13 protein-coding genes are annotated in these 14,825 nt (G+C 40.9%); 9 read left to right on the top strand and 4 right to left on the bottom strand.

Annotated elements, in window-relative coordinates:
* Positions 1-17: 17 nt before the first annotated feature.
* From ABJE44_RS03220 to ABJE44_RS03190, 7 genes are all read left to right on the top strand, one after another.
* A complete protein-coding gene (locus tag ABJE44_RS03220) occupies positions 18-797 on the top strand; it encodes an ABC transporter permease (protein WP_348109932.1) in 780 nt (259 codons plus the stop codon).
* Positions 798-1,973 (top strand): sensor histidine kinase, encoded by a 1,176-nt coding sequence (locus ABJE44_RS03215; RefSeq protein WP_348109931.1) that lies wholly within the window; start codon positions 798-800, stop codon positions 1,971-1,973.
* A 5-nt stretch (positions 1,974-1,978) separates the two neighbouring features.
* Positions 1,979-2,596: a response regulator transcription factor gene (locus ABJE44_RS03210; protein WP_348109930.1), complete on the top strand. Its 618-nt coding sequence runs from the start codon at positions 1,979-1,981 to the stop codon at positions 2,594-2,596.
* A 77-nt stretch (positions 2,597-2,673) separates the two neighbouring features.
* Positions 2,674-3,855 (top strand): NAD(P)/FAD-dependent oxidoreductase, encoded by a 1,182-nt coding sequence (locus tag ABJE44_RS03205; protein ID WP_348109929.1) that lies wholly within the window; start codon positions 2,674-2,676, stop codon positions 3,853-3,855.
* A gap of 680 nt (positions 3,856-4,535) precedes the next feature.
* Positions 4,536-4,901 (top strand): hypothetical protein, encoded by a 366-nt coding sequence (locus tag ABJE44_RS03200; protein WP_348109928.1) that lies wholly within the window; start codon positions 4,536-4,538, stop codon positions 4,899-4,901.
* Between the two features lie 28 nt (positions 4,902-4,929).
* Positions 4,930-7,257, top strand: coding sequence for a tetratricopeptide repeat protein (locus tag ABJE44_RS03195; protein WP_348109927.1), 2,328 nt, complete (start codon positions 4,930-4,932; stop codon positions 7,255-7,257).
* Between the two features lie 198 nt (positions 7,258-7,455).
* Positions 7,456-7,635, top strand: coding sequence for a hypothetical protein (locus ABJE44_RS03190; RefSeq protein ID WP_348109926.1), 180 nt, complete (start codon positions 7,456-7,458; stop codon positions 7,633-7,635).
* A gap of 248 nt (positions 7,636-7,883) precedes the next feature.
* On the opposite strand, the gene ABJE44_RS03185 is transcribed toward ABJE44_RS03190, so the two are convergent.
* Together ABJE44_RS03185 and zigA are read right to left on the bottom strand one after the other, a co-directional pair.
* Positions 7,884-8,636 (bottom strand): transporter substrate-binding domain-containing protein, encoded by a 753-nt coding sequence (locus ABJE44_RS03185; protein WP_348109925.1) that lies wholly within the window; start codon positions 8,634-8,636, stop codon positions 7,884-7,886.
* 189 nt (positions 8,637-8,825) lie between these two features.
* Positions 8,826-10,034 (bottom strand): zinc metallochaperone GTPase ZigA, encoded by a 1,209-nt coding sequence (gene zigA / locus ABJE44_RS03180; RefSeq protein WP_348109924.1) that lies wholly within the window; start codon positions 10,032-10,034, stop codon positions 8,826-8,828.
* A gap of 204 nt (positions 10,035-10,238) precedes the next feature.
* Between zigA and ABJE44_RS03175 the strand changes: the two genes are divergently transcribed.
* Together ABJE44_RS03175 and ABJE44_RS03170 are read left to right on the top strand one after the other, a co-directional pair.
* Entirely contained in the window at positions 10,239-10,766 is a 528-nt protein-coding gene (locus ABJE44_RS03175) for an NUDIX hydrolase (protein WP_348109923.1), read from the top strand.
* A 195-nt stretch (positions 10,767-10,961) separates the two neighbouring features.
* Entirely contained in the window at positions 10,962-11,897 is a 936-nt protein-coding gene (locus ABJE44_RS03170; RefSeq protein ID WP_348109922.1) for a LysR substrate-binding domain-containing protein, read from the top strand.
* Between the two features lie 18 nt (positions 11,898-11,915).
* Here ABJE44_RS03170 and ABJE44_RS03165 read toward each other — a convergent pair whose 3' ends face one another.
* Positions 11,916-13,373 (bottom strand): NAD-dependent succinate-semialdehyde dehydrogenase, encoded by a 1,458-nt coding sequence (locus ABJE44_RS03165; RefSeq protein WP_348109921.1) that lies wholly within the window; start codon positions 13,371-13,373, stop codon positions 11,916-11,918.
* Between the two features lie 81 nt (positions 13,374-13,454).
* Positions 13,455-14,798 carry an MFS transporter gene (locus tag ABJE44_RS03160; protein WP_348109920.1) on the bottom strand — a complete coding sequence of 448 codons (1,344 nt, stop codon included), beginning with the start codon at positions 14,796-14,798 and terminating at the stop codon, positions 13,455-13,457.
* Positions 14,799-14,825: the final 27 nt, after the last annotated feature.

The following is a 14,825-nucleotide window of genomic DNA, read 5'->3' as shown; positions in this document are numbered from 1 at the left end:
ATTTAAGGAGAGAAACAATGGGATCACATATTAATCATGATCAAACAATGACGTTCAACAAACACGTAAACGTATATTGGCAAGAAACTAAGTACGAATGGCTGAAATCTATCCGTAACCCTGCGTTTGCATTGCCTGCTGTTACATTTCCTGGTTTGTTTTATGTGTTTTTCGGGGTGTTGATGAATGGTCATAACCCTCAGGCCGCTACTTACTTATTATGTACCTACGGGGTATTTGGTGTAATGGGGCCTGCGTTATTTTCGTTTGGAGCGGGTTTAGCCATAGAAAGAGGGCAAGGTTGGTTAGACATTAAATCGGCGTCACCTATGCCGGGTGGGGCACAGGTGATAAGTCGCCTTTTCGTATCTATGGGGTTTTCTATACTGATTTTATTAAGTCTAGGAGGGTTGGCTGCAAGCCTTACCGATATCAGCTTAACCTTATCGCAAGTAGGTGTGTTGTCTGTAATCTTAGTGTTAGGTGGCTTACCCTTTTGTTTGTTAGGGCTAACATTGGGCTTGTCTTTAAAAGCACAAAGCGCACCTGTGGTAATTAATATGGTGTACTTACCTATGTCGTTTTTATCTGGCTTGTGGATACCTATTGCTATGCTGCCAGAGTTTTTACAGTCTTTTGCTGAGTTTTTACCGCCTTATCATTTGTCGCAACTGGCATTGAAAGTAGTAGGGTTAGATGCGGGGGGCTCGGTTGCCAATCACATACTTATTTTAGGACTGTTTAGTGGTATATTTTATGTGTTTGCTGTTTTAGCATCTCGTAAAAAAGCGAACTAATTGAAGGCTTTAGAACAGCAATTTATAAATATTAGAGTGAATGTGATGAAGCGATTATTGCAAAAAATAGACGGCTGGTTGTTGCCCCGAAACCTCAATGAGCAAAGCTCTCCCTATGTATGGCTGATTTATTTGCCGTTATTTTTTGTACCTGTTGCTTTTTTGAATGAACACCCGATGGATTTTGTTTGGGTGTTGCTGGCCACTTTTGCGTTCTTAGCATTGTATTTTCATGCCTTTTGGGTGAAAGGCCAAACTGTTATCTATCATATTGTGGCTATCATTCTGATAGCTAGCCTTTCAGCACTGATTACCGCCACTGCTAGTACCTTGTTTATTTATGCCGCCGCATTTTGTAGTCGCTTAAAGCCCATAAAGTATGCCCTGAGTGTACTCGCTGCTATCTTGATTTGGATTGCCTCAATAAGCTGGGTATTTAGCTTTGAGTTGTACTTTATTCTGCCTGCCTTGGTGTTTTCGTTAATTATTGGTTTATTAAATATTTATCAATATGCCTTACACGAAAACAAGCAAGCGCTTATTTTGTCGCGCAAAGAAACCCAGCGCCTAGCCAAAGTAGCAGAGCGGGAGCGCATTGCCCGAGACCTACATGACTTAATTGGTCATACGTTTTCGGTGATTACCCTTAAAGCAGATTTAGCGGGGCGGTTATTAGATAAAGACCTTGAAAAAGCGCGCAGTGAAATAAAACAACTCGAAGATATATCTCGCAATGCCTTAAGCCAGGTACGAGAGGTGGTATCGGGTTACCGCACCAGTGACTTACTCAGTGAACTAGCCAATGCAAAAAATGTATTCGCTAGTCTAAATATTAAATTTGATTATGAGTTTGAAAACATAGATGAGCAGCATATTGAATTAGATTTAGCTGCCAATAAAGAGTTAGCTATAGTGCTGCGAGAGTTAGTGACTAATATCATCAAACACGCTAAAGCCGATTCTGTCACGGCTAATATCATGCAGCAAAACGGTAAAATAATACTGAGTATGCAAGATAATGGTGTGGGTATCGGTAGTACTCAAATTCATGGCAATGGCCTTAAAGGTATTACCGAACGCATTCAACATTTAAATGGCTCTGTCTCTATTAAAAGTGGGGCAGGGGTAGCGGGCACACTAACCCAGGTTAGTTTACCTGTGGTTGATAAGGACTAATCAAGATGAAACCCATCAATATATTATTGGCTGAAGACCAAACCATGTTACTCAATGCACTGGCCACTATCTTAGACTTAGAAGATAACCTGCATGTGGTACAAAGCTGTGCTAACGGTAAACAAGCCTTTGATTATGTGCAATCGCCAGAGTCTGAAAAGGTAGACATAGTTCTCACCGATATTGAAATGCCCGATATGACAGGTTTAGAATTGGCACAACAACTTCATGATACCCAAGCAGATTGTAAAACCATTATTCTGACTACCTTTGCCAGAAGTGGGTACTTACGCCGTGCCATGGATGCAGGGGTAAAAGGGTACCTGTTAAAAGACTCCCCCTCTCAAGACTTAATCGACGCTATTCAAAAAGTGTATCAAGGAGGCACGGCTATTGCGCCAGAACTAATGGTTGAGTCTTGGATGGAAAAAGACCCGCTATCAGACAAAGAACGGCATGCGCTGCGCTTAGCAAAAGATGGATTAAGCACCGAAAAAATTGCCGAAAAGCTATTTTTATCTACCGGTACAGTGCGTAACTATTTGTCATCAGCATCTAGTAAATTACATGCTAAAAATCGTGTGGAAGCGGCAAGAATAGCCCATCAAAATGGTTGGCTGTAAGGCTAAACTAATTTAACTACCTGCAACCCTAATAGATACTTTATAATCTCAGCCTTGAGGATAGGGTGAGTAATCTTTTGAAAAACGTAGATGTAATCGTAATAGGGGCCGGTGCGGCTGGATTGTTTTGTGCCATTGAGGCCGCTAAGCGTGGGCGCAGTGTAACCGTGCTAGACCACGCCAAACGCTTAGGAGGTAAAATTCTGATGTCGGGCGGTGGCCGCTGTAACTTTACTAACATGTACGCCAGTCACGAAAACTTTTTATCTAACAACCCCCACTTTTGTAAATCAGCCCTAAGTCGCTATACCCAATGGGATTTTATAGGGTTAGTTTGCGAGCACGGCATTGCCTATCACGAGAAAACCCTAGGGCAACTTTTTTGCGATGACAGCGCTAAAGACATCTTAAATATGCTGCTGGCCGAGTGCAAAAAAGCAGGGGTAACCATTACCAATCAGTGTGAAATTCTATCGGTTCAGAAATCAGAAGCAGGGTTTGAGCTGAATACGGTTAAAGGTCAGTTTCAAAGCGAATCATTAGTGGTGGCCACGGGCGGCTTGTCTATGCCTAAACTTGGCGCTAGTCCCTATGGTTACCAAATAGCAGAGCAATTTGGTTTAAAGGTGTTACCCACGCGGGCAGGGCTAGTGCCTTTTACCTTGCACGAACAAGATAAAAAAGTTCTCGCCGAGCTAAGTGGTATTTCGTTAGACGCCAGTGCCAGTTGCAATAACACCTCATTTAATGAAAATATTCTCTTTACACACAGAGGCTTAAGTGGCCCAGCCGTGCTACAAATATCCTCATTTTGGGAGCCGGGGCAAAGTGTTGAGTTTGATTTATTTCCTAATGGCGACCTACTCGCAGAACTGCAAAAAGCACAGCAAAACCAGCCTGATGTACAACTCAGTACCGCACTCTCAAGCCACTACCCCAAACGTTATGTCCAAGCGGCCCTGCCGTACCTAGGGGTTGAAAACAAGCCACTAAAACAATATCAAGGCAAACAACTTGAACAAGCTGCCCTTGCTTTTCATCAGTGGCAACTTAAACCCAACGGCACCGAAGGTTATCGCACCGCTGAAGTGACACTAGGTGGCGTTGATACTGATGAGCTTTCATCAAAAACCATGGAAGCCAAAAAAGTTAAAGGCCTATATTTTGTAGGTGAAGTGATGGACGTAACTGGTTGGTTAGGTGGCTTTAATTTTCAGTGGGCTTGGAGTAGTGGTTGGGTAGCTGGGCAAGTGGTGTGATGAGCTTCATCCTTGAGCCTATAACTGTCTTACTCTCATTTTTCGCCCAAATCACTTAGTAACATATAAGCTCAATGGGTCTCAAAGTTCGAAAGCGTTGTTATAGACTCAATGCTATTGCACATCACTTATCACGCTTAGGATCTGTAGCTCGTTTATCTGCTTCGCTTATTGAGATTATTCACTTCGTTCACCTGCATCCATGCAGTTTTTAACTCACGTCCGTGAGAGCTAGTGACTCTTTCTACAACAGCCAAGAAAGAGTAACCAGAAAGAGGCCGCACTCCGATCAAATTCCTAATCCATAAAGTATTTGGAAGCCTTTAACTTAGTCAAATACACATCCTTGATGAAATGCACCCAAGCTCAACATCTCGATAAGTGCTCCTGCTTTATTCTACCTTCCTACATCCATGTAGGTCGCTTGTTGAGCTGTTCAAGCTGGCGAAGCTGCGCTCCTAAAAAATCAGCTTTCACCCAGCTATAAAAGATTGCCTTGTTCGAGCGTCCTTGCTCGAACACTCAACAAGCCAAAAACTTTATGGGGAATTTGTAGTCGCGGGTAAATCAAAAGCATCGGCTTTGCAAATAGGTGTGCATTATTGAATTCCGAGCTCTTTTATAAATGTTTGAAAAGGGTAGGATGTAAACTTGAACATTTGTATTAAAGGAAACTTACAATGGAACCAATTACCACAACTATAGTTGCTGCGTTAACTGCGAGTTTGAGTGATGTGACAAAAGTTGCCGTTAAAGATGCTTATATAGCGCTTAAAACTAAAATAATTAGCCTTACTACGGTTAATGTAGCAGTAGCCGTGAAGGAACTTGAGTCAGCCCCCGATTCGCAAGGGAGGCAGCTCGTATTAAGTGAAGAGTTGACTAAAGCTGATATTGCAGAAATTGATGAAATACAAGAGCTGTTAAGTCAATTGATGATTCAATTAAATAAAAATGATAACCATGTTCCAGAAAAGTTTAATATCAATGCTGAAAAAATTGGGGTCGTAGCTGACAAGATTCAAAACTTAACTCAAAATTTTTAAATGTATTGAATTAATCAAGGGCGATTATATGAGTACAGCAAAAGGTTCGCAAATTAATGCTAACATATTGGGTGCAACAGCTGAAAATATCGAACATTTGACCCAGAATTTTCATGATTCACCAAGCGCTTTCCCAAAACCCTTAACATCTAGCATACCTATACTTTCATCTCTAGATAATGTAATTGGAAGGGACAATGCTTTAACTGAATTGCAATGTCAATTTCAATATGAAAGTCAATTAATTTTGGTGCACGGGGTTGGTGGCGTTGGAAAAACATGTCTTGCTCAGGCCTATGCAACAAAGTTTTGGGATGATTATCAACATGTTGTTTGGGTGACACAAGTATCAGATTTTGTGACTGATTTTGTTTTCAGTGATGGTTTGCTCGAAAACCTCAATATTACTAAAGTAGAGCAGACTCCGGAAAAGCTACTAGTGAGTGCTGTAAATGCATTAAATCGTCTTGATAAGAATGTAAACTTACTAGTTATAGACAATGCCGATGACAGTCTCGCTAAATGGAAAACTATGCTTCCTAAAAGTAACTGGCATATATTGGTAACTTCTAGAATGGAATTGGAAGGTTTCACATATAAAGAGTTAGGTTTTTTGGAACCTAAAAATGCTGTGCAGCTATTTCAAGTTCACTTTTCTCGAAATTATTTATCAACGAAAGAAATAGAAGAATTAGTAAAAATTGTTGATTATCATACGCTTGTTATTGAAATTCTAGCATCTACTGCACATAGTTTGAGACTGCCTTTTGAGCAACTACAAAAGGCTCTATCCGATGATATAGTTGGAAAAGTACCGAAAAACAGGGAAGGTAATAAGCATGTATCGACTGAAAACATCAAAAGATACCTAAATGCTGTGTTTTTACTTGATGAGCCAACTGAGGTACAGCGTTGGCTACTTGTTCAATTTGTCTATTTACCACCTGAATTCCATACTTTTTCTTTACTTGAAAAGCTAATTAAACCCGGTTTAGATGACAATTCAAATATCTTTAACGAAAATTTAGATAATCTTAAAAAACGTGGGTGGCTAATTGAAAATAGCGAGACTGATAGCTACAAAATGCATACCGTTATTGCTGAATCTTTAATATCACAGCTTCAAGTTAAGGGTGAAGATATAGAGCCTTTTGTTGAGAAAATGATACACCTTTTGTCATCTGACCAAACTAAGGGGAACCCTATTGAGAAGTTTATCTGGCTGCCATTTGGAAGGTATTTGGAAAGTAGATATGCTGATTTTGATAATAATTTGTTATCTCGTTTACAAAATAATTTAGCGTTAGTACTTAGGGACTTTGGTGATTATATAAGTGCCAAAAAACTGCTGGAAAAAGCGATTAAACTGGGTGTGGATAACTTTGATGAGGAGCATCCAGAAGTATTAAGTTATTATTCTAATTTAGCATTAATACTTAAAGACTTGGGGGATATTCTGAATGCTAAAGTGTTATTCGAAAAAGTAGTGGCATCGAATGAAGCACAGTTTGGGGATGAGCATCTTGCAACAACAACGAGTTATTCTAACTTAGCGATTGTGCTGCGGGATTTGGGAGATAATAAAAAAGCTAAAGTATTACTCGAAAAAGTACTGACATCATTTGAATTGGAGTATGGTTGTGATCATCCCAGCACAGCAAGAGGCTATTCTAATTTAGGGACTGTGCTTAGAGATTTGGGTGACTATACTGAGGCTAAAAAATTATTTGAAAAAGCGGTGATATCAGATGAAATCAGTTTTGGTGAAATGCATCCTACTACGGCAATACGATACACTAATTTAGCTAGTGTACTTCAATGTTTAGGTGAATGTGCGAGAGCAAAACAATTATTCGAAAAAGTCGTGAGATCAGATGAGTTAAGTTTTCGTGAGGGACACCCCATTAGGGCACTGGACTACGCTAATTTAGCTGGAGTACTTGAGAAAATGGGAGATTTTTCAGATGCTAAAGAATTACTCGAAAGGGCCGTGGCATCGGATGAGGTAAGTTTTAGTGAGGGACATCCTAATAGGATGAGGTTCTACTCTAATTTAGGTCAGCTACTTCAAAACTTAGGTCATGAATTTATAGATTCTGGTGATTATAAAGAGGCTGAAAAATCAATTAATAAAGCGTTAAAGTTTAATGAAGCAAAATTTGGAGAGATGCATCACATCACTGGCATGAACTATGCGCAATTAGCGTTAGCACTTCTAGAACTAAAGGATTATGAAGGCGCTTTAAAAAGGGGAGTAAAGGCTCACTCTATTTTAAAGTCTGTTTTACCTGAAGGGCATGATAGTATTTTAATTACAAAAAAGTTATTACAAAGCTTACTAGATTCGTCACGTTGAAATCGAATTAGAATCTATCTACTCCAGAATAGAATAAAGAGGCGTATTCCATTGTCCCACCAATTGTTACCTTTCAAGCTTTTTGTAACCACACTTTTCATTATGCCCTTAGGTTAATTGTGCTCTAACTTTGTTTATTCAGATAAATCATACACAGGACATTTATGGTTATTATTGTATCTGTTTTTTGGTTTTTCTATGTACAAGCTTTTGACTGAGTCTGATGTGCAGCTTGCCAATTCAAGTCACCTTCGTCAGTTGTTATTGCTTTGGCAGTCGTTAGACGACTTAACGCGACTTTATCAGCTTACTTTGGAGGTAAGGGAGTCGTCACAGGCACCTAAATCTATTGAAGAGGTGCTAAAACATGGCATTTAAGGCGATACAAAAACTTGATGTAAGTTGCCAATTGTCAGATGGAGGCAAGGTTGGTGTGGGTATATTGGCTATACTCTAGTTCTTTTATGAATTATTTGGTTAACCAAGCTGATAGTTTTTGATACACGAAGTTATCAGATAAACCTGCGATAAATCGCAAAAGGCTCGCTTCTAAGAATCTGAATCTGAATCTGAATCTGAATTTGATTTGAGTGTTACATCTCGCTATCAATTGCTTTACGCATAATCTATTCAAAAAGTAGGCGGTTATACTCAGCTGTTTTTTCAAATTTGCGAGCGGCTTGTTGTAAGCGCTTAACTATTTCTATATCAGTGGATTTGCTAATGGCAATATAACTAGTGAGTTCATTTTTGGATTCTATTTCTTCGTAGCTAAGAGCAACATTGTTTTTGCCGCGCCTTTTTAAGATATGTTTAATACTATTAGGCTCTGCATAAAGTAAGTCGACCTTACCACTTTCTAATAAAGTAACCATTACTTCACTATTTGGAACCCTATAAAGGTTCTCTTGTTCTGAGAAACCATGAGAAATAAGTTCGTTGTAGCTGGCCGAGTCTACAATAGTCGCTACCAACTTATGCTTAGCTTGTTGCATATTATCTACGTAATTTTCTGGTTTACTTGCTAAAGAGATAAATACTCTCGACAAATTACTTACTTGAATAATCCAATGAAAATCTGCTTCTCGCTCAGGTGTTCTTATCATGCTCAAAATTAATGTGTTGGGATTATTTTTTGCGGTTGAAAAAGCCCGTACCCAGGGCATAAATTTTACAGTAGCATCGAGTTGTGCTTCTTTTAAAACTGCCTGAAGAATTCCAATAGAAGGACCCTTGTTTTCACCGTTTTCATAATATTGAAGTAAGCGGTTACTGTTTGCTACAGCCACTAAATGTTTGTTTGTGCTTTGTTCTGCGACAGCATATGAAGATGAGGAGGCAAATAAAATAAATATAAGAGAGTGTATTATTAAACGCATACTAGGCCTTCTTTTTAGTATGAGCAGAATAAACGTTAGTTTGGTTTTAATCAATCAATGACAGGCTGAGTTACCGAGTGAAGTGACGTACTAAGATGTCTCCTGAGGTTGGCTTTAGATCTGATGTTACTATGAATACACATTTGCTTAGTATCACACTTGCTCGAGCCTCGACATCCTAGCCCCTTGCTAATGAAGTTCCCACGCTGGAAATGGGTCGGGTAATTTTTTCCATTCTTTGCCGCCCAGTAATACTTCTTCTTCACTTAGTAGGCAGTGATTTAGGCGCTGGGTGATATCGTCTTTGTCTAGGCCTTGACCGATAAATACTAGCTCTTGGCGCATGTCTCCAAAGGGTTCAACCCATTGTTCTTCAATTGATTTTAGGTAGTCTGGGTCTTCTGGCCATTGTTGTTTAGGAACGGCTTTCCAAAATAGCCCGGCTGCACCGTATCGGGCCATGCCTCCGGCTTGGCTCCAGCTTCCTGCAAGTTGAGGGCGTGTCGCTAACCAGAAAAAACCTTTTGAGCGAATGAGTTTTCCTGCAATTTCTTTGCTGTGTATAAATTCGTAGAATTTTTGAGGGTGAAAGGGGCGCCTAGCTTCGAATACAAAGCTACTGATCCCAAATTCTTCGGTTTCTGGAATATGTTCGCCTCGCAATTCTTTCAGCCAACCTGGGGCTTGTTGCGCTTTTTCAAAGTTAAATTTACCGGTTGCTAAAACTTGTTTAACGGGCACCTTGCCATTTTTTATGGGAATTTGTATTGCTTCGGTATTGAGGGTTTGCAAGATGCTTTTTAGGCGAAGTAATTCATCTTCTGAAACTAAATCTGTTTTGCTGATCAATATCACGTCAGCAAATTCCACTTGTTCAACTAGTAAGTCGGCGACACTTGGTTCGTCTTCTTCTCCTAAGCTTTCGCCCACTTCATTAAGGGATTTGGCTTGGTCATAGTCTTGTAAAAAGTTGAGTGCGTCTACTACCGTTACCATAGTATCTAGTGTGGATATATCTGACAGGCTTACACCGTCTTCATCAGCGAATGTAAAGGTTTCGGCAACAGGAAGAGGTTCTGAAATTCCTGTTGATTCAATCACTAAGTAGTCATATTTTTTTTCTTTAGCGAGGCGATTAATCTCTTCAAGTAGGTCTTCTCTTAATGTGCAACATATACAACCATTGCTCATTTCAACTAGCTTTTCTTCAGAGCGATTTAGGTTCACTTCATTTTTTAAGACAGCGGCATCTATGTTGATTTCGCTCATGTCGTTGACAATAACGGCAACCTTTAAACCGTCTCTGTTATTGAGAATGTGGTTCAGTACTGTCGTTTTTCCTGCTCCTAAAAATCCAGAAAGAACGGTAACAGGCAATAAAGAAGAGGTATCTGACATGAGTTAGTTTTACATATTTGGACTGTATATTGTTATGTTATAACATTTCTGTTGGAGTGTGGTCGAATGAATTATTATTATTGCAGGTGTAACTAGGTAAGTTGGGAGTGTCTTATCACCATTATTTTGTGGCTAAGTGTGCGTGCTATAGGTTAATTAGGTAAACTTCGCGCCTTACTTTTCATCTAAAAAACTGATCACACCATGCGCTTATTAAAAACGGCTATTCACCCTGATGTTAATCTTCAAAGTACTAAGGTATTCAAGCGTGATGCGACTCGGGCTATTGTATTAAGGGGTGACAAAATATTGATGCTTTTCACCGAACGGTACAATGATTACACCTTACCCGGTGGAGGGATTGACGCAGGTGAAGACAAAATCAAGGGACTGCAACGTGAGCTAGCAGAAGAGACCGGCGCTACAGGTATTACCAATATTATAGCTTTTGGCCATTATGAAGAGTTTAGGCCTTGGTATAAAAACAATTTAGATACTATGCATATGAATTCATATTGTTATACCTGTGATATTGATAGCGAGCTAGGTGCTACTCAGTTTGAAGATTATGAAGTGAGTAACGGAATGCGCCCAGTATGGTTGAATATTCATGAGGCGATTCAACATAACGAAGACACCATGAAACATAGTGATAAAAAAGGCTTATCGATAGAGCGTGAAACCTTTTTACTGAGACGTATTGTGGCAGAGCTGGTTGTGACTAGTGTTTAAATCACCTTATTTGCTCAACTCTTGGGGTTAGGATATATTGTGTGTATTCTGTTGAACGTCTTAATGTTTTCTCTTAGGGCATTGAATTTTAGAGTGTTTTCTCTTTTTTAGTCGTTTAAGTTAGTCTGTATTAGCTAGTTATTATGATTGTCATTTCTGCGAGTGCTACCTCAACGAAGGGTTAGAAGATCTGTTATGTCGAGACATTTACCACCACTTAATACTCTTTGGGTATTCCTTACCGCTTCCCGTCTATTAAGTTTTACTAAAGCGGCAGATGAGTTGTTTATTACTCGTTCAGCTGTGAGTCGCCAAATTAAAAATTTAGAAGAGCACTTTGGTTTTAAGTTGTTTGAGCGCCATAAGGTGGGCCTTGAGCTTACCGAGCAGGGGGTGGTTTATGCGAATTCTATTTCTAATATTTTTGCTGATTTACGGGTGGCCACAGACACTTTGCACCATGGCAGCGAAAAATTAAAATTGAAGCTGGGCATTTCAGCTACGTTTAATTCTACTTGGCTGATGAGCCGCTTGCGCAAGTTAGAGGAGTATTATCCTGATTTAACTTTGTCGTTTTATACCAATAGTCTAGATACCGGTAAAGATTCGGTGGATTTCTCTGGTGAGCATATGAATGCGGCTATTCGTTTAGGTACAGGTGACTGGCCCGGTTGTCATAGTGAAAAACTATTGGATGTTTATGTCCAGCCAGTCTGTGCACCTTCTTTATTAGACGCGCAGCACGACTTCGACGATGTCAGTAGCTTAGCAAATTACAACTGGTTGCATTACGACCACCTATCAAAGTTATGGGAGCAGTGGTTGTCTAAAAGTAATCAACCGGGGCTGCTTACCGATAAAAAGAATATCACCTTTGATAATGTGGCTGTGGCGACTCAAGCTGCAGTTGATGGTTTGGGGATTATTCCTATGTACCGTCCTCTTGCTGATAACTTGTTAAAAGAGGGGAAATTGGTTGTTGCCCATAACCATATGATGTTAAAGCCTGAGACTTATTATTTTGTGTGTCCAGAGCACTTTGAAAACAACCCCACTATAAAGGTTTTCCGTGATTGGTTGGTGGCTGAATCACAGGCATCGCAACAGCTTTGGAACCAAGCTCACCTTTAACAGTTAATTTTCTTAGGGCTAGATACCTCCCATACACAGATATTTGATTTCGGTGTAATCGTCTAGCCCATATTTAGAGCCTTCGCGGCCATTTCCTGATTGCTTTACGCCTCCAAAGGGGGCGACTTCTGATGAAATAATGCCTTCGTTTATACCTACCATTCCGCATTCTAAATCTTCTGAAAAACGCCATATTCTTGCGTAATTTTGAGTGTATAAGTATGCAGCTAAACCTGCTTGTGTAGCATTGGCGAGTTGTAGCGCTTGTTGCTCGGTTTCAAAGGCAATAATCGGGGCGACTGGGCCAAATATTTCTTCATTGAAAACCCGCATGTTAGCACTGATATTGGTTAAAATTGTGGGAGGGTAAAAGTTTGTGCCTAGGCTAGATGGTTGCCCACCTAAGCGTCTACTGGCCCCTTTTTTGGCGGCATCACATACCATTGTATGTACATCTTTGACGGCGTCGGCATTAATCAGTGGGCCAAGGGTAACCCCTGTGTCTGCACCATTTCCTAGGATGAGCTTTTGAGCTGCAGCTACAAACTTGTCGGTAAATTCTTGATAAACATCTTGGTGAATTAAAAAGCGGTTTGCGCAAACACAAGTTTGACCTGCATTGCGAAACTTTGACGCAATAGCGCCTTGTACCGCTTGGTCGATGTCTGCATCGTCAAATACAATAAAAGGGGCGTTACCTCCTAGTTCCATAGACACTTTTTTTACGGTGTCGGCGCATTGTTTTATGAGTAATTTACCCACCTTGGTGGAGCCTGTGAAAGACAGTTTAGTCACAGTTGGGCTGTCTGTTAGTGCTTTGCCTATGGCTATGGCATCGCTGCCTACTATTACCGATAATACGCCATTAGGTAACCCTGCCCGCTGCGCTAATTCTGCTAGCGCAAGTGCGCTCAATGGGGTGGCTTCTGCTGGTTTGACAATCATTGTGCAGCCAGCGGCTAACGCTGGGGCAACTTTACGGGTGATCATCGCATTAGGAAAGTTCCATGGGGTGATGGCGGCAACCACACCTATTGGCTGTTTAATGGTTAACAGCCTTTGTGATCCCTGTTTGCTGGGGATCACATCGCCATAAAGGCGCTTTGCTTCTTCTGCAAACCACTCAAGATACGATGCACCATAGCGTATTTCCCCTTTGGCTTCTGCTAGAGGCTTACCCTGTTCGGCACTGAGTATTGCTGCTAAATCGTTGATATTCTCTAAAATCAAATCGTGCCAGCGTTTTAATATTTCAGCCCGATAACTGGCTGTGGTGTTACGCCAACTTTGCAGAGCTTGATGAGCGCTGGTTATGGCCAATTGTGTATCACTTAAGCCTGCGCTGGCTATGTCGCATATTTTGCTCGCCGTGGCGGGGTTGTCGATAGCTAATGTGTCTTTTGAGTCTGCATCACGCCATTGTCCATTAACAAAAATTTGCTGTTTTAATAGCTGAGGGTCATTCAAAGGTAGCATGGGATATCCATTCGATAAGTGTTAAAACTTGGGTTGCAAGTGATATCACTGGCAACCCTAAACTCTGGGTGTAGTTGTTAATTACTGCGCTAACGATGCGAGTGTTTTTCGGTAGTGGGGTAAGCATTTACCGAGCAATATTGCAGAGCCTGCCATGGCTAAACTTGTGACTAGTAATAATGAGTAGCCAACCATTTCTGGTGAGCCAAAAATATAGTCGGTAGACAAGGCAACTAGGGTGGGGCCAAGTCCTAAGCCAATCAGGTTAACGATAAATAAATATAAGGCACTAAATTGGCCTCGCATATTACTAGGCACTACTTCTTGAATTGCAGCTGGCCCTAGGCCCATCATGAAGTTGGCAAAAAAAGTAGAAACCGCCAATATCACTAACACAATGTGTAAGTCGGAGATGAGTGGGTATAGCAAGGTGGGGATGATCCCTAAAATCATGGCCCACATCGCTACTCGCATTTTTGCATCGGTTTGCCCTGCTTTAAAACGTTTATCAGCAAGTATTCCACCGACAATTACGCCGCCAGCACCACAAAAAAGTACGATTAACCCAAAGGCTAACCCCACTTCACCACCACTCATGCCGTGTACTCTTATAAGGTAACTTGGCACCCAAGCTAATGCACCATAACCGGCAACCGAGGCGAGAGCTGCGCCAAAGTTATGAAGTAACACCGTTTTTTTGTTGTGCTTAAAAAAACTGATGACATCGGCAACGGGTACAGCTTGTTGTTGCACTTGAGGGCGAGCTGGCTCTTTTAATGTATAAAGCAAAGGGACTAGCAATAATCCTGGCAGGCCTACGGCTAAAAATACCGCTTGCCACGGATAAACATCACCAATTATTGGCAGGGTTATCGATGAAAACTCTGACGCCCATTGAATCACCATACCGCCAACAATTAAGGCTAAACCGCCCCCTAGATAAATCCCCATGGTGTAAACACTTATGGCTTTGGCGAGGTGCTTTTTCTGTACGCTGTCAGCAATAAGTGAATACGCTGCGGGAGATAAACCTGCTTCGCCCACTCCTACGCCCATTCGTGCAAAAAACAAAGCTCCATAACTTTTGGCTAAGCCACAGGCGGCGGTCATCAGGCTCCATATAAAAATAGACCAAGCGATGATCCCGCGGCGGCTTTTACTGTCGGCTAAGCGACCTAAGGGTAAACCCATTAGGGTATAGAACAATGCAAATGACAGGCCTTGTAATAGGCTCATTTGAGTATCGCTAATACCTAAGTCTCGCTTCATAGGCTCAACTAATAAACTTAAAATTTGGCGGTCAATAAATGAAAAGGTATAAGCCAGCAGCAAAATAAAAATAAGATATACGGCATAAATACTCTGCGTTGATGACGTAACCTGCTGTTGGGGCGTTTCAATCTGTGTGGATGTGTCTTTAATCATTTATGTACCTCTTTAGATAATGAGTCA

It is taken from the genome of Paraglaciecola sp. (genome assembly GCF_039942875.1).
In the GTDB taxonomy this organism is placed as follows: domain Bacteria; phylum Pseudomonadota; class Gammaproteobacteria; order Enterobacterales; family Alteromonadaceae; genus Paraglaciecola.
The sequence above is the reverse complement of the archived record's forward strand: the minus strand, read 5'-3'. Positions and strand labels throughout refer to the sequence as shown.